This is a genomic window from Pseudomonas sp. FP453 (assembly GCF_030687495.1).
Taxonomy (GTDB): domain Bacteria; phylum Pseudomonadota; class Gammaproteobacteria; order Pseudomonadales; family Pseudomonadaceae; genus Aquipseudomonas.
Genome location: NZ_CP117435.1, coordinates 5,434,818 through 5,455,369 on the forward strand (window position 1 = coordinate 5,434,818; position 20,552 = coordinate 5,455,369).

Genomic DNA, 20,552 nt, shown 5'->3' on the forward strand with positions numbered 1-20,552 from the left:
TCGACCCGCCTATGACCAGCAGCCCCGAACACGCCAGGCTCCTGCGCCTGGCCACCCGCGCGTCGGTCGGCGTGGCCTGTGCGCTGATTATCACCAAGGCCATCGCCTGGTGGCTCAGCGGCTCGGTGAGCATGCTCGCCGGGTTGACCGACTCGCTGCTGGACGGCGTCACCTCGCTGCTGAATCTGATCGCCGTGCATTACGCCCTGCGCCCGGCCGATGATGATCACCGTTACGGCCACGGCAAGGCGGAATCCCTGGCGGGCATGGCCCAGGCGCTGTTTATCGGCGGCAGTGCGGTGTTGATCGCGCTGCAAGCTTATGAGCGCTTGCAACACCCGGAACCGGTTGGCGCGCCGTGGCTGAGCATTGGCGTGATCATTTTTTCGCTGGTGCTGACCGTGGCCTTGCTGATGCTGCAGCACCGGGTGGTCCGCGAAACCGGCTCGAATGCGGTGCGGGCTGACTCGCTGCACTATCGCTCGGACTTGCTGCTCAACGGCAGCATCCTGGTGGCGCTGGTGATTGCCGGCCTGGGCTTTCATCAGGTGGATGCGTGGTTCGGCCTGGGCATCGCCGCCTACATTTTGTGGAGTGCGATCCAGATCGCCCGGGAAAGCTTTGCGGTGTTGATGGATGAAGAGCTGCCGGCGGACGTGAGTCAGCACATGCTGGAACTGGCCCGCAGCGTACCGGGCGTGCTCGGCGCCCATGACTTGCGCACGCGCATCTCGGGCAACCACTGGTTTGTGCAGTTGCACCTGGAGCTGCCGGGGGAGTTGACGCTGTCGGTGGCCCACGCCATCAGCGACCAGGCCGCCGACGCGATCCATAACGCCTACCCGCGTGCCGAAGTGCTGGTGCACGCCGACCCGCGGGAAGTGGTCACAGGCAATAAAGCCTAGTACTGCACCTGATACCCGCGACTGCTCAGGCAGTTGCCCTGGGCCTGGCGGTAGGTTTGCACCACCGCCGGGTCGGGGGCATAGGTGACTTGTTGCGGGTCGAAGCCACTTTGCTGCACGGCCCAGCGATAACAGTCATAACCGTCCTGCTGCACCTGGGCTGGTGACTGGCCGTTGGCGGGATAGGCCACCACGTCGTAGCCATTCCCCTGCGGCGCCGGTTGTGGCGCGGGCACTTGCGTGGGCGGTTGCACCACCACGTACTGTTGGGAGCTGCTTTCGTAGGTGTAATAGGCACCGGCCGCGAGGAAGAACAGCGCGCTGCCCACCCACACTTCCCGCGCGTAGTCCGGCAGGTATTGCACGCGGATGCCGTACGGTGGCGTCACCACCACATAACGCGGGCCCTGCGGGCGATACCAGTAGCCTCCGGAGAAGAAGTAATCCTGGCCACGGTAAGGCACGCGGTAGTTGCGGTCGGGGAAGCGGTCGATCACGTACCCAGGGCGATGCTGCGGGCCGGGCCCCCAGCCATTGCCGTGGCCGTCGGGACGGCCTGGCCAGCGGTTGTCGCCAGGGCGGTTATTGTTGTAGCCGCCGCCGTTGTTGCCTGGACGCGAGCCGGGGCCGCCGGCTTCCCAATGTTGGTTGCCGTCGTTGCGGCGGGGGATGTCGCGGTAGTAGCCCTGGCGCGGTTCCTGGGTCTGGCGCACGGTGTCGGGGCGGCTCTGGATCGGCAGGTTGTTCGACGGCTGCGGTTGCACGGGCCGACTCGGCTCATTGCCCGGCTGACGCCCTTGCCAATGGTCGTTCTGGCCACTGCGCTGTTCGACATGCTGATTTTGCGGGCGAGGCTGATTGTTCTCTGGCCGTGGCTGATTATTTTCCGGCCGTGGCGTGTTGTTCTGCGGGCGTGGCTGTTCATTGCCCTGCTGGCGGCCGCCGCCCTGGCCGCGCTCATGCTGACCCCCGCCTTCAGGGCGTGGTGTGTTATCACGCTCGTCGGCCAGCGCTTGCGCGCCAACGGTGACCATCAGCAAACCTACACCTGTCAAACGCCAGATGCGCTTCATGCTATTCCTCACTGCGGATTAGGGCCTGTCCATGAGACTGGAAAAGCACGGCCCGGTTCTCGGACAGGTTATCAGTCACGAGAAACATTTTCGCAGGCAAAAGAAAAGGGGTGACCCGTCGGCCACCCCTTGAGAACTTCGTCCGTGCTCAACGCTTTTGACGTTGGCTCACCTCACGCCGTCTTGTGGACAGTGTGCAGCCTGGAGGCCGGCTCAACCCTGCTGGGGCGGCGGCCGCAGCGCACCTGATTGGGCGGGCTGCTGTGGACTGTTTGTCCAGGCGGTGATTCTGTTGATAAAGATACCCGCCAGCGCCCGGCAGATGATTGCGAAGATTGCGTCAATAAACAGTGCTTGCGCAATTTTTAACCCTTCATAGATAATTCACCGCAATAGTTACGACAAAGGCCAACCCAATGAGCAAGCTTGACCGATACGACCTGAGTATTTTGGCGGAATTGCAGCGTGACGCGCGGATCTCCAACCAGGAGTTGGCCGAACGCATCGGCTTGTCGCCATCGCCGTGCTCGCGCCGGGTCAAGCAGTTGGAAGACGACGGCTACATCGCCCGCCAGGTCGCCCTGCTCGACCGCAAGATGCTGGGCCTGAGCCTCACCGCCTATGTGCTGATCGGCATGGACCGGCACACACCGGAGCGTTTCGAGAACTTCGAAGCAGCGATCCGCACGCTGCCCCAGGTGCTGGAATGCAGTTTGGTCACCGGGATGGATGCCGACTATCAGTTGAAGGTGGTGGTGCCGGATATGGATCACTATCAGAAGCTGCTGCTGGGGCATCTCACGCGCATTGATGGCGTGACCAGCGTGCGGTCGAGCTTTGTACTCAACCAAGTACTCAACAGCACCGAACTCCCCCTGACCCACCTGCGCACTTAAGATCAATAGCGATCAACTGTGGGAGCTGGCTAGTGTGGGAGCCGGGCTTGCCCGCGATGCAGGCACCTCGGTGTATCAGTGATACCGAGGTGATGCTATCGCAGGCAAGCCAGCTCCCACATTTGGATAGTGCTTCGACTCAAGTCAATGTTGCGTCTGTAACGCTGCCGTATACTTGCCCGCCTGCCCTGTCGGAAGCCCCCCATGAACAACATCGACCCCGCCCTTTTCGAAGAATGGATGATGACCGGCCTGGTCACCCTCCTGATCATTTTCATGGGCTTTATCGTCTGGGACCTGGCGAAGAAGTCCAAGGCCGGGCGCTTTGGCTCGTTCATCCTGTTCTTCGTACTGGGCCTGGGTGTGGCCGCGTTCATCATCAAGAGCGTGGTGATCGGCCTGATCGAGTCCGGTGCCCTATAGGCGCGCCGGCACTTCCTTCCACTGGCCTTGATCCAGGCCGTCGATCGTCCAGTCGCCAATGCGCACACGCACCAGGCGCAACGTGGGCAAGCCTACTGCCGCCGTCATACGCCGAACCTGGCGGTTGCGCCCTTCGCGAATCACCAATTCCAGCCACGACGTGGGCACGCTTTTGCGAAAGCGCACCGGCGGATTACGTGGCCACAGTTCGGGCTCGGCCAACTGCCGGGCCTCGGCCGGCAGGGTCATGCCGTCGTTGAGTTCCACACCGGCACGCAGGCGTTGCAGTTGTTCTTCGCTTGGTTCGCCTTCCACCTGAACCCAGTAGGTTTTCGCCAGCTTGTGCTTGGGGTCGGCAATCCGCGCCTGCAACTGGCCATCGTTGGTCAGCAGCAGCAAACCTTCGCTGTCACGGTCCAGGCGGCCTGCCGGATAGATGCCGGGGATGTCGATAAAATCCTTGAGGGTCGCGCGCCCGCCTTCGTCGCTGAACTGGGTCAGCACGTCGAAGGGCTTGTTGAACAGGATCAGCTTCGGCTCGGCCGGCGGCGCCTTGGCAACGCGACGTGCGGCGGAATACGGGGGCTTCACGCCAGGGCGGCGCGAATCGGGACGGGTGGGACGGGACATGGCTTCGGTACATCTAACGGTCAGGACCGACAATGCTAGTGGCCTGACCGTTAAATGACCATCCCAACCGCTTAGCGGAACGGCGGCTCGTCGAAGCTGCGCAGTTTGCGCGAGTGCAGCGAGTTGAGTTCGGTGCGCAGCAGATCCACCGCCTCGATGCCGATCTTCAAGTGCTGGCTCACCGCACGTTCATAGAACGCGTTGGCCGAACCCGGCAGCTTGATCTCGCTGTGCAGCGGTTTGTCCGAGACACACAACAACGTGCCATACGGCACCCGCAAGCGATAACCCTGGGCAGCGATGGTGCCACTTTCCATGTCCACCGCCACGGCGCGGGACAGGTTGATCAACGGCCGTTCCTGGGCCCAGCGCAGTTCCCAGTTCCGGTCGTCGTAGGTCAGCACGGTGCCGGTGCGCAGGCGTTTTTTCAGCTCTTCGCCTTTTTCGCCGGTGACGTTGGCGGCCGCTTGCTGCAAGGCCATCTGCACTTCGGCCAGGGCCGGGATCGGGATGTTCGGCGGCACTACACGGTCGAGAATCCCGTCGCGGCGCATATAGGCGTGTGCCAATACGTAGTCACCGATGGTCTGGGATTGGCGCAGGCCGCCGCAGTGGCCGATCATCAGCCAGCAATGCGGACGCAGCACCGCCAAGTGATCGGTGATGTTCTTCGCGTTGGACGGGCCCACACCGATGTTCACCAGGGTCACGCCGTGGCCGTCGCTGGCCTGCAAGTGATAGGCCGGCATCTGGTAGCGGTGCCAGACCACGCCCGCCGCAATCGCCGACGCTTCGCCGTGGTCCATGCTCTTGTCGATCACCACGTTGCCCGGCAGCACCATGCGGATAAAACGCGGGTCGCTGCGCAGTTGCTCCAGGCCATGCAGGATGAACTGGTCCACGTAGCGGTGGTAGTTGGTCAGCAGGATCCACGGCTGCACATGGCGCCAGTCGCTGCCGGTGTAGTGCACCAGGCGGCGCAGGGAAAAATCCACGCGGGCTGCATCGAACAGCGCCAGGGGCAGCGGGTCGGTGTTTTCCCAGTCGTAGAGGCCGTCGGCGATGCCATCGGTGGCGGCCGACAGGTCGGTGCTCGGGAACACACGGGCGAGGGTCGCGGCGGTCACGCCGGAGCCAGCCAGTTCGTCGCCCTGCTCCACCACGTAGGGGTACGGGATGTTCTGCTGGCTGACGCCCACTTCCACCGTCACGGTGAAGTCGTGCATCAGCGGCACCAGTTGCTCCAGCAGGTACTTACGGAACGCGGCGGGATGGGTGACGGTGACGCTGTAGGTCCCCGGCAACTGGACCTTGGCGTATGCCCGGGTGGTCTGTGGGACTTCGCCGTGGCAGTGGTAGGTCAGGCGCAGTTCCGGGTAGCGAAACAGCGCGCGTTGTTCGGCGTCGGGTTCGACGCGGTCTTTGAGGTATTGCTTGAGGGCTTGGTTGAGTGCGCCGGTAGCACGCTCATGCAGAGCCGCCAGCCGGTCCACGGCTTCTTCGGCGGATTGAACGACAACAAAAGCTTCGGTCACGGTAAGCATCCTGTGTTCTGACGTGCAGGCCTTTATCTTGCCTGTATCCCTGTCAGACGCAAACTTTGAATTGGAGTGCCCTCTCAAGATGGGTGCAATCCCTGTGGGAGCTGGCTTGCCTGCGATAGCGGTGGGTCAATCAGCAATAATGTGAGTGATGGACCGCTATCGCAGGCAAGCCAGCTCCCACATTTTGATCGAGTGTAGTCAGAGGGTTGGTGTTGAGCGGGCGACGATAGCTTCCACATCGACGCCACGGGGCAATGTGCCATACACCCGGCCGGACGATTCGCCGAGGCGACTGGCAATAAACCCATCACTGACCGCCCCATTCCCCGCTTCCAGCAACAACTTGGCCTGCAACGCCACGGCGATGTCCTCGGTGAGTTGCCGCGCCCGGTACTGGATGTCCTGGGTGTCCATAAACACGGATTTCAACTGTTCGATATGCCGCGCCAGCGACCTGTCGCCGTGCCCATCCCCCAATTCGACGAACAACGCCTCCAACACCCCCGGCTCTTTCGACAACGCACGCAGCACATCCAGACACTGCACGTTGCCGGAACCTTCCCACGTCGAATTCACCGGCGCCTCACGGTACAGGCGCGGCAGGATGCTGTCTTCGACATAGCCCGCACCGCCCATGCACTCGGCGGCTTCGTTGATCATTGCCGGCGCGCGTTTGCAGATCCAGTACTTGCCCACCGCCGTCACCAGCCGGGCGAACTTGGCCTCCTGTTCATCCCCCAGGTGATCCAGCGCGCGGCCCATGCGCATGCTCAACGCCAGCGCGGCTTCGCTTTCCAGCGCCAGGTCGGCGAGGACGTTTTGCATCAACGGTTGCTCGCTGAGTACGCGGCCGCCCACCAAACGATGGGCGCAATGATGGCTGGCCTGGGTCAGTGCCTGGCGCATCAGGGCGCTGGAGCCGACCATGCAATCGAAGCGGGTCATGGCGACCATTTCGATGATGGTCGGTACGCCCCGGCCTTCTTCGCCGATCATCCAGGCCAGGGCGCCACGGAACTCCACTTCGCTGGAGGCGTTCGAGCAGTTGCCGAGCTTGTTTTTCAGGCGCTGGATATAGAACTCGTTGCGCGTGTCGTCCGGGCGGTGCCGGGGCAGTAGGAAACAGGTGAGGCCCTTGTCGGTCTGGGCCAGGGTCAGGAACGCATCGCACATCGGCGCCGAGCAGAACCATTTGTGCCCCACCAGCTCATACGCCTGGCCGGGGCCACCGGCGCCCACCGGATAGGCGCGGGTGGTGTTGGCGCGCACGTCGGTGCCGCCCTGCTTCTCGGTCATGGCCATGCCGATGGTGGCCCCGGCTTTATGGGCGATGCCGACGTTGCGCGGGTCGTATTCGGTGTTGAGGATTTTCGGCAGCCAGATGTCAGCCAGATCCGGTTGCAGGCGCAGGGCCGGTACACAGGCGAAGGTCATGGTCAGCGGGCAACCGGTGCCGGCTTCGGCCTGGCTGTGCAGGTAGGTCAAGCCGGCGCGGGCCACGTGGGCGCCCGCCTGCGGATGCGCCCAGGGCAGCGACGGCAGGCCGTGTTCCACCGCCGTGCGCATCAGCTCGTGGTAGGCCGGGTGGAATTCCACCAGGTCGATGCGATGGCCATAACGGTCGTGGCTGCTAAACACCGGCTTGTTTTGATTCGCCAGGAACCCGGCCGCCATCAGCGGGCCACCGGCCAGCGCTCCATAAGCATGCAGGCGCGCCTCGGCCCAGCCAGCGCCGAAGCGCCGCGACCACTCTTGCAAGGGCACGTCGATGCGATACAGGTTGGTGCCGTCCAGGGACGGCGGCTGGTTAGTGACGTCGTGGGTTTCGGCGAACTGATGCAGGTTCATGACGGGCCTCCTGGAAAAAAGGCCACGGTCATTGGCGGCCTGAATTTCAGTTAAGCACCGGCACTGCGCTTAAAAAAGTGGCATAGGCGCCTAATGTCCGGCGCTTTCGCCCTCGACCTGGCACAGCACACAACGCTCCAGCACCGCCTGCAACGCCTCGAAACGCACGGGCTTGGCCAGCCGCTCGGTGATGCCGATGCCATGGCAGCGCTCACGGTCTGACGTGTTCAGCGATGAACTCAACGCGATGACCGGCAGCTCACCGCAGCCCGGCAAGGCACGGATCTGACAACACAACGAGAAACCGCCCTCCGGCACATCCAGCAAGACCGCCTCGAAAGTTTCCCCCTGCAAGGCCGCCAGTGCCGCGGGGCCGCTGTCCACGGTTCTGACCCGGTAACCGAGCTTGAGCAACATGCCGCGCACCGCCAACTGGCCGACGCTGTTGTCATCCACCAGCAGCACCGCGCAGTCCTGCGGCGCGCGCTGCCGGCTCGGCCCCGCGGCTTTCGGTTCGGACGGCACCGGCTTGACCTCCACTTCCAACTGAAAGCGACTGCCCTTGCGCGGTTCCGAATGATGGGTCAGACGCCCGCCCAACAACTCGATCAACTGCCGGCAGATCGCCAGGCCAATGCCCAGGCCGCCGTATTCACGGGTGGTTGAACCGTCGAGCTGGAAGAAACGCTGGTACAGCGTGGCTTCGTCGAGAAAGGCGAAGCCGATGCCGCTGTCGGTGACGATAAAGCTCAGGCGCAGCACACCTGCGCCATCGGGCACACCGACCACGCGCACGCGCACCGCGCCTTGGTGGGTGAACTTGAAGGCGTTGTCCAGCAGGCAATCCAGGCATTGGGTCAGCTTGTCTGCGTCGCCGATCATCCGGTCCGGCAGTTCATCCGCCACATCAATCGAAAATTCCAGGCCCTTGCTTTGCGCACTGGCGCTGAATTGCTGGCGCAAGGTGTCGAGCACACCGCGCAGGCTGAACACCTGCGGCTGCGCGGTGAGGCGCCCGGCTTGCAGCTCGGTGAGGGTGAGGATGCCGTTGACCATGCGCATCATGTCCCGTGCCGAACCGGCGGCGGTCTGCTGGTATTGCGCGAGGTCGTCGTCCAGGTGAACGGTTTGCATCAGTTCAAGGGAGCCGATCACGCCGTTCATCGGGGTGCGCAGTTCGTGGGTCAGGGTGGCGAGAAATTCGTCCTTGAGCCGGTTGCTGCGGGCCAGTTGCTGGTTGAGCACTTCGAGTTTCTGGCTGGCGTCGAACAGGATCTGCGCCTGCTGCTCGCGCATGCCGTTGATGCGATCCGCAAGGGCCAGGGACAGCAGCGCCACCTCGATGGCCGAGCCGATCTGGCTGGCGTACATGGTGAGGAAGACGTTGGGCAGGTAGCCCAATACCATCATGGTGTTTCACCACCCCACCGAGCAGGAAGGCCGACCAGGCAATGATGAAATACCGCGCCATGCGCTGGCCGCACAGCCAGGCTTTGATCGCGGCAATAAAGATGGTCACGGTGAACACCAGCGCCAGGCCGGTCGCCAGGCGCAGGGCCACGGCGTAGCTGGTCAGCAGCGCCAGCGCCATCACCAGCGCACCGCAGGCGGCCAGCCCGAGCAAGATGCGGTCGATCCAACGGCTGTGCTGCGCGGTATGCAGGAAGCTGCGCGCGAACAGGCTGCCGAACAGCGCCGCCGAGCCGATCAGGAACGGCACCGCGGCATTCGTCCACCATGGACTGTTCGGCCAGAAGTACTCCACGGCCACGCCGTTGACCGCCAGTTGGTACAAACCGAACGAGGCGATATAGAGGATGTAATAGAGGTAGCTGGTGTCGCGCACACTCAGGTAGATGAAGAGGTTGTAGATCAACATCCCCCAGCAAGACGCCGTAGATCGCGCCCAATACATAGAGGCGCAGCGGTTGCTGCTCCAGGTAGGCGGTGCCGGCCCACAGGGTCAGTGGTGCCTGGATCGAACCTTCACTTTGCAGGCGCAGGTAGATCGTCTCCTGCTGGTCGGGGACGAAATTGAGCTTGAACAGGTAGTTGCTCTGGCGCACTTCCCGGCTGGAAAACGGCAGCGCGCTGCCGGTACGGGTGCTCAGGCGATAGGCGCCAGTGCTGTCGCTCTGGTAGAGGTCCAGGTGATTGAGCGGCGGGTAGGCCAACTCCAGAAACCAGGTGCGTGGCGCGCGAGGGTCCTTGGCCTGGTAATGCAGGTCGATCTTGAGCCAGAACACCGAACGCGAATAACCGGCATTGAGGGTGGCTTTGTCGTGGGGCTTGAACTGGGCGGCGTACGCGGGGGAACTGACTTCGGCGATAGTGAGGGCGTCGGTGGGGTCTTCGAGCACTTGCATCACGCGGCCCAGGGGCAGGCTTCGCGTGTCCTGGTTGAACCCGATGGCGTTGGCGAGCAGCGGCAGCCCGCACAACAGTAAGATCAAAAAATAGCGCATAGAGCCCCAGCGTGGCCTGTCCGGTTATGTCAAAAAGTCCCCATTCCTTTTGAGAAGACGTATACCGGCAATACTGTTAGTAATTTGGATCCACTCTAGCATAGCTGCTAAAGGCCACTAGAAGCCATGTAAATAAATTTTACGAAGGCTCTAGAACGGCACTTTCAGAGCGATTCCATGCAGTCGGCAAGCGCCAGAAAAGTGCCACACGCGGGGCAAAATTCAACCATCGCCAGACAGCCACGCAAAAAGCGTTTGGTGGTAAGCTCGCGCACCATGAATATCTACAGCTCTCGCCCCGTTGTCCTCTGTCTCTCCGGCCATGACCCCAGTGGTGGCGCCGGCCTGCAGGCAGATATCGAAGCCCTGCTTGCCCAGGGTTGCCATGCGGCTCCGGCCGTCACCGCGCTGACCGTGCAGAACACCGTCAATGTCAGCGATTTCCGCGTGCTCGACCGCGAGTGGGTACTGGCCCAGGCCAATGCCGTGCTGGGCGACTCCGACGTCGCGGCAGTCAAGCTGGGCATGCTCGGCTCCACCGCCATGGTCGACACCGTGGTCGAGCTGCTGCAGGCGCATCCGCACCTGCCGGTGGTGTGCGACCCGGTGCTGCGCGCCGGTGGCGGTGGCAGCCTGGGCAAGGATGAAGTTGGCTATGCCATGCGCGAGCGGTTGTTGCCGCTGTCGCTGATTGCCACGCCGAACCTGCCCGAAGCGCGCATCCTCGCCGAGCTGCCTGACGGCACCGCAGACGAATGCGCCGCGAAGCTGCTGCCGTATATCAAGCACCTGCTGATCACCGGCGGGCATGGCGATGAGCATGAAGTGCACAACCGTCTATATAGCCGCGACGGCACGCAGCAGACCTTTACCTGCCAGCGTCTGCCGGGCAGTTATCACGGTTCGGGCTGTACGCTGGCCAGTGCGCTGGCGGGGCGAATCGCCCAGGGCGAAGGCCTGGTCAGCGCCGTGCAATCGGCCCTCAACTACACTTGGCGCACCCTGCGTGACGCCGAACAACTCGGCCAGGGCCAGTTCGTACCGCGCCGCCTGCCGCTGGATTTCTGCTCGTAAGACCAAGGGGCTTGCCCGATGAAACTACGTGGCCTTTACGCCATTACCGACAGCCAACTGTTGGCCGGCAAATTCCTCGCCTACGTCGAAGCGGCGCTGGACGGTGGCGTGACCCTGTTGCAGTACCGCGACAAAAGCAGCGACGAAGCCCGGCGCCTGCGCGAAGCGGAAAAGCTGCGGGAGCTGTGCTCGCGCTACAAGACCCAGCTGATTATCAACGACGACGCCGAACTGGCCGCGCGCCTGGGCGTCGGCGTGCACCTGGGCCAGACCGACGGCCCGCTGACGCCCGCCCGCGCATTGCTCGGCCCCAAGGCGATCATCGGCAGCACCTGCCACAGCCAGATCGAACTGGCCGAGCAGGCCGCGAACGAGGGTGCGAGTTACGTCGCCTTCGGTCGCTTCTTCAATTCCAGCACCAAGCCCGGCGCCCCGGCGGCCACCGTCGAGATGCTGGCCCAGGCCCGCGCGCGCCTGCAGGTACCGATCTGCGTGATCGGCGGCATCACCCTGGAGAACGCCGCACCGCTGGTGGCCCACGGCGCCGACCTGCTGGCAGTGGTCCACGGCCTGTTCGGTGCCGACAGCACCCAGGAAGTCACGCGCCGCGCCCGCGCCTTCAACGCCCTTCTTAAGATCTGATTGCAGAGAGCCCCCTTATGTCCCGTTCCGAAACGCTGTTTGCCAATGCCCAGAAACACATCCCCGGCGGTGTGAACTCCCCCGTGCGTGCGTTCAAGAGCGTGGGCGGTACGCCGCTGTTCTTCAAGCATGCCGAAGGCGCCTACGTCACCGACGAAGATGACAAGCGTTATGTGGATTACGTTGGCTCGTGGGGCCCGATGATCCTCGGCCACAGCCACCCGGACGTGCTCGACGCCGTGCGCCAGCAGCTGCAACACGGTTTGTCCTACGGCGCGCCGACAGCCATGGAAACGGAGATGGCCGACCTGGTCTGCTCGATCGTGCCGTCGATGGAAATGGTGCGCATGGTCAGCTCCGGCACCGAAGCCACCATGAGCGCGATCCGCCTGGCCCGTGGTTTCACTGGCCGCGACAGCATCATCAAGTTCGAAGGCTGCTACCACGGCCACTCCGACAGCCTGCTGGTGAAAGCCGGTTCCGGCCTGCTGACCCAAGGCGTACCAAGCTCGGCCGGCGTACCGGCCGCATTCGCCAAACACACCTTGACCCTGCCGTTCAACGACATCGCCGCCGTCGAACAGATGCTCAATGAAGTGGGCCAGGACGTGGCGTGCATCATCGTCGAGCCGGTGGCCGGCAACATGAACTGCGTACCGCCGGCGCCGGGTTTCCTCGAAGGCCTGCGCGAACAGTGCGACAAGCATGGCGTGGTGCTGATTTTCGACGAAGTGATGACCGGTTTCCGTGTGGCCCTCGGCGGCGCGCAGGCGCACTACGGCGTGACGCCGGACCTGAGCACCTTCGGCAAGATCATCGGTGGCGGCATGCCTGTAGGCTGCTTCGGCGGCAAGCGTGAGATCATGCACCACATCGCGCCGCTCGGCCCGGTGTACCAGGCGGGCACCTTGTCCGGCAACCCACTGGCCATGGCCGCCGGCCTGACCACCCTGCGCCTGATCAGCCGCCCGGGTTTCCACGCCGAACTGACCGACTACACCACGCGCCTGCTCGACGGCCTGCAACAACGTGCCGACGCCGCCGGTATCCCGTTTGTCACCACGCAAGCGGGCGGCATGTTCGGCCTGTACTTCAGCGGTGCCGACGATATCGTCACCTTTGATGACGTGATGGGCAGCGATGCCGACCTGTTCAAACGCTTCTTCCACCTGATGCTGGAAGGCGGCGTGTACCTGGCGCCAAGCGCATTCGAAGCCGGCTTCACCTCGATCGCCCATGGCGAGGCCGAGCTGAAACTGACCCTGGATGCCGCCGAGCGCGCCTTCGCTGCCTTGAAATAAGCCCATGCAGATTCTGACGTTGCCCCGGCAGCGTCAGATTTGCCACTTTGCTTACAGACTTTTCCTGCTTTTTTCGAGAAATCACCTGCAATCCGGCAGATAACTTGCCCAACCAGCAGAAAAACGAGTAAAGACTTTGTAAGCAGAGGCCTGCTTATTTCATAATGCGCGCTTATTGGATCCCCTGAGGGTCCGCGCGCCCCGTCAGAGGTAAGTCGATTCCCATGAAACGCACCGGCCGCACCCTGGTTCTGGGCTGCCTGTTGCTCCTTCAGCCGCTGCTGGCACATGCACAAGCAGGCGGCAACTCGTTGTTAATCCCAGCGATGGGTCGTTGCACCCTCAATACCCAGCCAGACAGCCAGGCCGAAGCCCTGAGCGCGTGCCAGAAACAGGCCGACGGCGGGGATGCGCAAGCGCAATACGAGTTGGGTGAGTACTTCCACGACAGCAAGAACCCCGCCCGCGACCTCAACAAAGCCTTGAGCTACTTCGAGAAAGCTTCGTTGCAGGGCCATGCTGAAGCCCAATTCAAGCTGGGCACCATGTTCTTTCATGGCGAAGGCGTGCCGGCCAACAACGTCCAGGCGTATATCGTGCTGAAGATGGCGGCGGTCAACGGTGCAGAGGATGCGCTGGATACGGCTGACGAAGTGGCCGAGCACATGCAGCGCGATGAGTTGGAAGTGGCGACCCAGGTGCTGGGGCAGATCTTTCGCAATTATTTGCAGGAATTGCAGAGTGCGGATGGGCGTTCGCCCTTCTCACCCCTGCCCTGAATTCATCTAAACCCTTCTATCGCTATCGCAGGCAAGCCAGCTCCCACACTTGAACGTGTTCACAAATCAAAATGTGGGAGCTGGCTTGCCTGCGATGGCCGCGACGCGGTCTTAAGCCCTACTTCTCAGGCATCGGCATCGGAAACGGCATCACATTGCCCATGCCCCGCGCCTCGCTGATCTTCGGCGTGCCCAAACGCTCGACTTCATCGATGCGCACAATCGAATGCATCGGCACAAAACTGCGCACCACGCCCTCGAACTGCGCCTTGAGCTTCTCTTCGCCCGGGTCGACGACCAACTGGGTGCGCTCGCCAAAGACGAACTCCTCCACCTCCAGGAAACCCCACAGATCGCTCTGATAGATCTGCTTGGCGTACATTTCGAACACCTGGCCCTGGTTGAGGAAAATCACCTTGTAGATTGGAGCTTCACGTTTGGTCATGGTGGGCGAGCAACACATCGGGGATATAAAAGAGGGCGCGAACTATAGCATGGCACCCGATGCACAACGCTAGGAACCAATGGGCATGCCCCCTATAATGCGCGGTTCTTTACCACCAGTTGACGATCCCCATGGCCAAGAAGCTTTACATCGAAACCCACGGTTGCCAGATGAACGAGTACGACAGCTCGCGCATGGTCGATCTGCTGGGCGAACATCAGGCCCTGGAAGTCACCGCCCGCGCCGAAGATGCCGACGTGATCCTGCTCAATACCTGCTCGATCCGCGAGCGGGCCCAGGACCGTGTGTATTCGCAGCTGGGCCGCTGGCGCGAACTGAAACTGGCCAACCCGGAGATGGTGATCGCCGTCGGCGGTTGCGTGGCCAGCCAGGAAGGCGCCGCGATCCGCGACCGCGCGCCCTATGTCGATGTGGTCTTCGGCCCGCAGACCCTGCACCGCTTGCCGGAAATGATCGACGCCGCACGCATCACCAAGCTGCCGCAGGTCGATGTGTCGTTTCCCGAAATCGAAAAATTCGACCACTTGCCCGAACCGCGCATCGACGGGCCGAGCGCCTACGTGTCGGTGATGGAAGGCTGCAGCAAATACTGCACCTTCTGCGTGGTGCCCTACACCCGCGGCGAAGAAGTCAGCCGGCCGTTTGACGATGTCATGTCGGAAATCATCCACCTCGCCGAAAACGGCGTGCGTGAAGTGACCCTGCTGGGCCAGAACGTCAACGGCTATCGCGGCCTGACCCATGACGGTCGCCTGGCCGACCTGGCGGAACTGATCCGCGTGGTCGCCGCCGTCGATGGCATCGAGCGCATCCGCTACACCACCTCGCACCCGCTGGAATTCTCCGACAGCCTGATCCAGGCCCACGCCGAAGTGCCGGAGCTGGTCAAACACCTGCACTTGCCGGTGCAATCGGGCTCGGACCGTATCCTGTCGGCGATGAAGCGCAACCACACCGCCCTGGAATACAAATCCAAGCTGCGCAAGTTGCGCGCGGCCGTGCCGGGCATCTGCATCAGTTCGGACTTTATCGTCGGCTTCCCGGGCGAGACCGAGAAAGACTTCCAGCAGACCATGAAGCTGATCGAAGACGTCGGTTTCGACTTTTCCTACTCGTTCGTCTACAGCCAGCGCCCCGGCACACCGGCCGCCGACCTGCTGGACGAAACCCCGGAAGAACTGAAAAAAGAGCGCCTGAACGCGTTGCAGCACCGGCTGAACCAGCAGGGGTTCGAGATCAGCCGACAAATGGTCGGTTCCACCCAACGCATCCTGGTCACCGACTATTCGAAAAAGGACCCGGGCGAGCTGCAAGGCCGCACCGAGAACAACCGGATCGTCAACTTCCGTTACGACAATCCCACGCTGATCGGCCAGTTTGCCGACGTGCACATCGACGCGGCGCAACCGCACTCGTTGCGGGGCTCGTTGATCAACTGAGCGCAAAAACCCGAAGACAAATGAAGAGCAAATGTGGGAGCTGGCTCGCCTGCGATAGCGGTGTAACAGGCAGTCTCTATTTTGGATGTGCCGGCCTCATCGCAGGCGAGCCAGCTCCCACAGGGGTTCTTCATTGGTCTGGAGAGTGAAGCCAGCCCATTTAAGTGCTTTCGCACACCGGCCACTGGCGTTATTCTCTATTTCACCTCAACAGCCAAAGGGCGGCTAAAAGCGACCTTGAACGCACCCATCGTAGAACCCCATCATTTTCTCCTCGAGCCGTTTGAGGCTCGCCGTTTCGCCAACCTGTGCGGACAGTTCGACGAGCACCTGCGCCTGATCGAACAACGCCTGGGCATCGAGATCCGCAACCGCGGCAATCAGTTCGAGCTCATTGGTGAAACCCAGTCCACTAAATCTGCAGAAAACCTGCTGCGCCGTCTCTACCGCGAAACCAAGGGTAGCGAGTTGTCGCCAGAAACCGTGCACCTGTATTTGCAGGAATCGGCTGTGGAAGACCTGGCCAACAACCCGGTGGCTGAAGCCAGCGTGGCCCTGCGTACCAAGAAAGGCATGATTCGCCCAAAAGGCTTGAATCAGCAGAAGTACGTCAAGGCGATCCTGGGTAACGATATCAATTTCGGCATCGGCCCCGCCGGTACCGGCAAGACCTACCTGGCTGTGGCCTGTGCGGTGGATGCCCTTGAGCGCGAGCAAGTGCGCCGCATCCTGCTGGTGCGCCCGGCGGTCGAAGCGGGCGAAAAGCTCGGTTTCCTGCCCGGCGACCTCGCCCAGAAGATCGACCCGTACCTGCGCCCGCTTTACGACGCGTTGTACGAGATGCTTGGCTTCGAATACGTGGCCAAGCTGATCGAACGCCAGGTAATCGAGATCGCCCCGCTGGCCTACATGCGCGGCCGCACCTTGAGCAACAGTTTCATCATCCTCGACGAAAGCCAGAACACCACGGTCGAGCAGATGAAGATGTTCCTCACCCGTATCGGGTTCGGCTCCACGGCCATCATCACCGGCGACATCACCCAGGTTGACCTGCCCAAAGGCACCAAGTCGGGCTTGAGCCATGTGATTGAAGTGCTCAAGGACGTGCCGGGCATCAGCTTCACGCACTTCTCGCCCAAGGATGTGGTGCGCCACCCGCTGGTGCAGCGCATCGTCGAAGCCTATGAGCGCTTCGAACACCGTGACGATGGTTTGTCCAAGGACGCTCGCCGCGATGCTTGAGCTAGACCTGCAACTGGCCACCGAAGCGCCCGCCCCCAGTGAAGAGCAGTTCCGCCAGTGGTGCGCCCTGGCCCTGCGCCAGCGCACCGCCGACTCGGAACTGACCATCCGCCTGGTGGACGAGCCCGAAGGCCGCGAACTGAACCACACCTGGCGCCAGAAGGATTACGCGACCAACGTGCTGTCCTTCCCCGCCGACGTGCCCGATGAGTTACTGGACATCCCACTGCTGGGTGACCTGGTGATCTGCGTCGAAGTCGTCGAGCGCGAGGCCAAGGAACAAGGCAAGGCACTGGAAGCCCATTGGGCACACCTGGTCATCCACGGCTGCTTGCATCTCTTGGGTTACGACCATATAGACGATGACGAAGCCGAGGAAATGGAAACACTGGAACAAACGTTGCTTGCCGAATTGGGTCATCCAGACCCTTACGCAGATGACGAAAACTAAGACACTCAACTGAAACAACAAAGGATTTAGAGTAATCGCTATGAGCGAAGACCGATCGAGCAACGGGCAGAAGTCATGGCTGGGTAAACTGACCCAGGCTTTTGCCCACGAGCCGAAAAACCGCCAGGAGCTGCTGGAGCTGCTGCGCGAGGCCCACCAGAACAAATTGCTGGACAGCGAAGCGCTGGCCATCGTCGAGGGCGCCATCCAGGTCGCTGACCTGCAAGTACGTGACATCATGGTCCCGCGCTCGCAGATGATCAGCATCAAGGCGACCCAGACTCCACGGGAATTCCTCCCGGCCGTGATCGACTCGGCGCACTCGCGCTACCCGGTGATCGGTGAAAGCCACGACGACGTCATGGGCGTCCTGCTGGCCAAGGACTTGCTGCCGCTGATCCTCAAGGAGAACGGCGACAACTTCAACATCAAGGACTTGCTGCGCCCGGCCACCTTCGTGCCCGAGTCCAAGCGCCTGAATGTGCTGCTGCGCGAGTTCCGCGCCAACCACAACCACATGGCCATCGTGATCGACGAATACGGCGGCGTGGCGGGCCTGGTGACCATTGAAGACGTGCTGGAACAGATCGTCGGCGACATCGAAGACGAGCACGACGTCGAGGAAGACAGCTACATCAAGCCGCTGCCCAGCGGTGACTTCCTGATCAAGGCGCTGACGCCGATCGAGAACTTCAACGAGTTCTTCGACAGCGAATTCTCCGACGATGAATTCGACACTGTGGGCGGCCTGGTGATGAATGCGTTTGGCCATCTGCCAAAACGCAATGAAACCACCGAGATCGGCGCGTATCGCTTCCGTATCCTCAACGCGGACAGCCGTCGTATCCATCTGATCCGCCTGACACCTATTGCCCGCTAAGGAATGACATGCAGCGCCTAACCCGCCCCGGCTGGCCCGGTAATTTGCTGGCCGCGGTGGCCGGCGCCATCACCACCCTGGCGCTGGCGCCGTTCGATCTATGGCCGTTTGCGCTGATCGCCGTCGGATTGTTCTATATCGGCCTGCGGGAACTGAGCCCACGCCAAGCCCTGGGGCGTGGCTGGTGCTTTGGTTTCGGCCTGTTTGGCGCCGGTACCAGCTGGATCTACTACAGCATCCACCACTTCGGCGGCGCTTCGGTGCTGCTGGCGGGCTTGCTGATGCTGGCGTTTACCGCTGCCATCGCCCTGTTCTTCGCCCTGCCCGCCTGGTTGTGGGCACGCTGGCTGCGCCGCAATGAAGCGCCGCTGGCCGATGCGCTGACCTTTGCAGCCTTGTGGGTCGGCCAGGAAGCATTCCGCGGCTGGTTCCTCACCGGTTTCCCGTGGCTTTATTCCGGCTACAGCCAGCTCGACGGCCCATTGACTGGCCTCGCGCCGTTGGGTGGGATGTGGCTGATTTCCTTCGCCCTGGCGCTGACCGCCGCCGTGCTGTGCAACCTGCCGCGCCTGTTGGCGAGCAAGCGCAACGCCTTTATCGGCGCGGGCCTGGTGTTGTTGGTGGCGCCATGGGCCATCGGCCTGGCACTCAAGCATCACGCCTGGACCTCGCCGTCCGGCGCACCGCTGACCGTCGCCGCGATCCAGGGCAACGTCGAACAAAGCATGAAGTGGGACCCCGAGCAGCTCAATGCGCAGCTGGCGCTGTACCGCGACATGAGCTTCGCCTCCAAGCCGGTGGACCTGCTGATCTGGCCGGAAACCGCCGTGCCAGTACTCAAGGAGTCGGTTGAAGGCTACCTGGGGATGATGGGCAAGTTCGCCGCCGACCGGCACAGCGCGCTGATCACCGGCGTGCCGATCCGCCAGGAAGTGCATCACCAGAAGCGTTACTTCAACGGCATCACCGTGGTCGGCGAAGGCGAAGGCACTTACCTCAAGCAGAAACTGGTGCCGTTTGGCGAGTACGTGCCGTTGCAGGACATGCTGCGCGGGCTGATTGCCTTCTTCGACCTGCCGATGTCGGACTTCGCCCGCGGCCCGGAAGACCAGCCGATGTTGCAGGCCAAGGGCTATCAGATTGCGCCGTTCATTTGCTACGAAGTGGTGTACCCGGAGTTCGCCGCTGGCCTTTCCGCCCGCAGCGACTTGTTGCTGACCATCAGCAACGACACCTGGTTCGGCACCTCCATCGGCCCCTTGCAGCACCTGCAAATGGCGCAGATGCGTGCCCTGGAAGCCGGCCGCTGGATGATCCGCGCCACCAACAACGGCGTGACTGGCCTGATCAAACCCGTACGGGCAGATCACGGCGCAGATCCCGCAGTTCGAGCGCGGGATTCTGTATGGCGAAGTGGTGCCTATGCACAACCTCACCCCGTACCTGCAATGGCGGTCATGGCCGTTGATTATTGTGTGTGTGCTGCTGTTTGGCTGGGCGCTGCTGGCCGGTCGAATGGCCAAGACGGTCTAAGGGACACCACAAAACCCATGTGGGAACTCGCTTGCGTGGGAGCTGGCTTGCCTGCGATGCAGACACCTCGGTACCAGTTGTACTGAGGTGATGCCATCGCAGGCAAGCCAGCTCCCACATTTGATCTGCTGTGCTGCGGGTTATCGGTAGAACAATCGGTAACCTATCTGCCCCACCGCCTCATTGATCAACTGCCCGCTCTGCCAGATCGACTTGAATTCCGGCATCCAGCCGCCCAACGGCCGGGCATTGTCCACACCAAGGAAACCGACCGGCCCTGGCACCACCGTGAAGCCGGCCTGCTCAAAGCTCCACACCGAACGCGGCATGTGCCAGGCCTGGGTAACCACCACCACGCGCTTGATACCTTCGGGCAGCAAAATCTCAGCACTCATCTGCGCATTTTCCCAAGTGGTCCGGCTGCGCTCTTCCCTCCAGCGCACCGTAACGCCGAAGTCATCCTTCATCGACACCGCCATCAACTCGCCCTCGCTGGGTGGCGTGCCATAGTGCAACCCTCCGCTGGTCAACACCGGCAACCCCGATGCCTTGGCGAGGCGTGCCGCATAACGCTCACGTTCAAGCCCGATGCCGGTGGGCTGATCGGCGCCCCACGCCGGATCGCCGCGCTCACGCCCCGAACCCAGCACCACAATGGCGTCGGCGCGTTGCGCCAGGGTTGCCCACTCTTCCCGCACCAACGGCGGCTCAGTCTCAAGGGTGTGAGCGCCCCACTCCACCATCACCGGCAAACTCATCAACCACATGCCGCCCAGCCCCAGCGCAAAGCAGCACCCGGCCAGCCGCGGGCGGCTGCGACGCAACCACCAGGCAAGCGCCAGCAGCAGCAAGAAAAGGCCGGGGGGCAATAACAGTTGCTTGATGAAATAACGAAAAGGCATCGGGCATCTCCAAAGATGCCCGAAGCCTAGATGCAACGGGATTTAGCGACAATCTTTAC

At 62.3% G+C, this 20,552-nt stretch carries 17 protein-coding genes and 2 pseudogenes; 12 read left to right on the top strand and 7 right to left on the bottom strand.

From position 1 onward, the window contains the following. The first annotated feature begins 11 nt into the window (after positions 1-11). Positions 12-905 carry a cation diffusion facilitator family transporter gene (locus PSH87_RS24725; protein ID WP_017735656.1) on the top strand — a complete coding sequence of 298 codons (894 nt, stop codon included), beginning with the start codon at positions 12-14 and terminating at the stop codon, positions 903-905. On the opposite strand, the gene PSH87_RS24730 is transcribed toward PSH87_RS24725, so the two are convergent. Further along, the gene (locus PSH87_RS24730; protein WP_305431465.1) at positions 902-1,978 is read right to left on the bottom strand and encodes a DUF6515 family protein; all 1,077 of its coding nucleotides are present in this window, start codon (positions 1,976-1,978) and stop codon (positions 902-904) included. The two genes, PSH87_RS24725 and PSH87_RS24730, sit on opposite strands and share 4 nt — an antisense overlap. 416 nt (positions 1,979-2,394) lie before the next feature. Between PSH87_RS24730 and PSH87_RS24735 the strand changes: the two genes are divergently transcribed. Both PSH87_RS24735 and PSH87_RS24740 read left to right on the top strand, forming a co-directional pair. Beyond that, positions 2,395-2,874, top strand: coding sequence for an Lrp/AsnC family transcriptional regulator (locus tag PSH87_RS24735; protein WP_017735654.1), 480 nt, complete (start codon positions 2,395-2,397; stop codon positions 2,872-2,874). Between the two features lie 213 nt (positions 2,875-3,087). Further along, positions 3,088-3,297, top strand: a complete 210-nt coding sequence (locus PSH87_RS24740) for a DUF2788 domain-containing protein (protein ID WP_025858220.1) — start codon at positions 3,088-3,090, stop codon at positions 3,295-3,297. On the opposite strand, the gene PSH87_RS24745 is transcribed toward PSH87_RS24740, so the two are convergent. From PSH87_RS24745 to PSH87_RS24760, 4 genes and pseudogenes are all read right to left on the bottom strand, one after another. Further along, entirely contained in the window at positions 3,292-3,927 is a 636-nt protein-coding gene (locus PSH87_RS24745) for a pseudouridine synthase (RefSeq protein ID WP_242551609.1), read from the bottom strand. The genes PSH87_RS24740 and PSH87_RS24745 overlap by 6 nt on opposite strands. Positions 3,928-3,998: 71 nt before the next feature. Next, positions 3,999-5,471 carry an AMP nucleosidase gene (amn, locus tag PSH87_RS24750; RefSeq protein ID WP_177325320.1) on the bottom strand — a complete coding sequence of 491 codons (1,473 nt, stop codon included), beginning with the start codon at positions 5,469-5,471 and terminating at the stop codon, positions 3,999-4,001. A gap of 198 nt (positions 5,472-5,669) precedes the next feature. Then, on the bottom strand, positions 5,670-7,319 hold the full coding sequence (locus PSH87_RS24755; protein WP_305431469.1) for an acyl-CoA dehydrogenase family protein: 1,650 nt from the start codon (positions 7,317-7,319) through the stop codon (positions 5,670-5,672). 90 nt (positions 7,320-7,409) lie between these two features. Then, positions 7,410-9,784 (bottom strand): annotated as a pseudogene (locus tag PSH87_RS24760) (7TM diverse intracellular signaling domain-containing protein). A 276-nt stretch (positions 9,785-10,060) separates the two neighbouring features. Here PSH87_RS24760 and PSH87_RS24765 point away from each other — a divergent pair. The 4 genes from PSH87_RS24765 to PSH87_RS24780 all read left to right on the top strand — a co-directional run bounded on the left by PSH87_RS24765 (position 10,061) and on the right by PSH87_RS24780 (position 13,580). Next, the gene (locus PSH87_RS24765) at positions 10,061-10,858 is read left to right on the top strand and encodes a hydroxymethylpyrimidine/phosphomethylpyrimidine kinase (RefSeq protein ID WP_017735649.1); all 798 of its coding nucleotides are present in this window, start codon (positions 10,061-10,063) and stop codon (positions 10,856-10,858) included. 18 nt (positions 10,859-10,876) lie between these two features. Beyond that, complete coding sequence (gene thiE / locus PSH87_RS24770) at positions 10,877-11,500, top strand: thiamine phosphate synthase (RefSeq protein ID WP_207043178.1); 624 nt, start codon at positions 10,877-10,879, stop codon at positions 11,498-11,500. Between the two features lie 17 nt (positions 11,501-11,517). Next, on the top strand, positions 11,518-12,801 hold the full coding sequence (hemL, locus tag PSH87_RS24775; RefSeq protein WP_207043175.1) for a glutamate-1-semialdehyde 2,1-aminomutase: 1,284 nt from the start codon (positions 11,518-11,520) through the stop codon (positions 12,799-12,801). 224 nt (positions 12,802-13,025) lie between these two features. Beyond that, complete coding sequence (locus PSH87_RS24780; RefSeq protein WP_017735646.1) at positions 13,026-13,580, top strand: tetratricopeptide repeat protein; 555 nt, start codon at positions 13,026-13,028, stop codon at positions 13,578-13,580. Between the two features lie 118 nt (positions 13,581-13,698). Here PSH87_RS24780 and PSH87_RS24785 read toward each other — a convergent pair whose 3' ends face one another. Next, positions 13,699-14,025, bottom strand: a complete 327-nt coding sequence (locus tag PSH87_RS24785) for a DUF1820 family protein (RefSeq protein WP_017735645.1) — start codon at positions 14,023-14,025, stop codon at positions 13,699-13,701. A gap of 131 nt (positions 14,026-14,156) precedes the next feature. Between PSH87_RS24785 and miaB the strand changes: the two genes are divergently transcribed. The 5 genes and pseudogenes from miaB (at position 14,157) to lnt (ending at position 19,591) form a co-directional block, all read left to right on the top strand. Beyond that, on the top strand, positions 14,157-15,485 hold the full coding sequence (gene miaB / locus PSH87_RS24790; protein ID WP_305431471.1) for a tRNA (N6-isopentenyl adenosine(37)-C2)-methylthiotransferase MiaB: 1,329 nt from the start codon (positions 14,157-14,159) through the stop codon (positions 15,483-15,485). 237 nt (positions 15,486-15,722) lie between these two features. Continuing rightward, the gene (locus PSH87_RS24795; protein ID WP_017735643.1) at positions 15,723-16,727 is read left to right on the top strand and encodes a PhoH family protein; all 1,005 of its coding nucleotides are present in this window, start codon (positions 15,723-15,725) and stop codon (positions 16,725-16,727) included. Next, entirely contained in the window at positions 16,720-17,178 is a 459-nt protein-coding gene (ybeY, locus tag PSH87_RS24800) for an rRNA maturation RNase YbeY (RefSeq protein WP_017735642.1), read from the top strand. Before PSH87_RS24795 ends, ybeY begins: the two co-directional genes overlap by 8 nt. Before the next feature lie 40 nt (positions 17,179-17,218). After that, positions 17,219-18,058, top strand: coding sequence for an HlyC/CorC family transporter (locus PSH87_RS24805; RefSeq protein ID WP_017735641.1), 840 nt, complete (start codon positions 17,219-17,221; stop codon positions 18,056-18,058). Between the two features lie 8 nt (positions 18,059-18,066). After that, positions 18,067-19,591 (top strand): annotated as a pseudogene (gene lnt, locus PSH87_RS24810) (apolipoprotein N-acyltransferase). Positions 19,592-19,731: 140 nt separating this feature from the next. On the opposite strand, the gene PSH87_RS24815 reads toward lnt, so the two are convergent. Beyond that, positions 19,732-20,493, bottom strand: coding sequence for a YdcF family protein (locus PSH87_RS24815; RefSeq protein ID WP_305431473.1), 762 nt, complete (start codon positions 20,491-20,493; stop codon positions 19,732-19,734). Between the last annotated feature and the right edge of the window lie 59 nt (positions 20,494-20,552).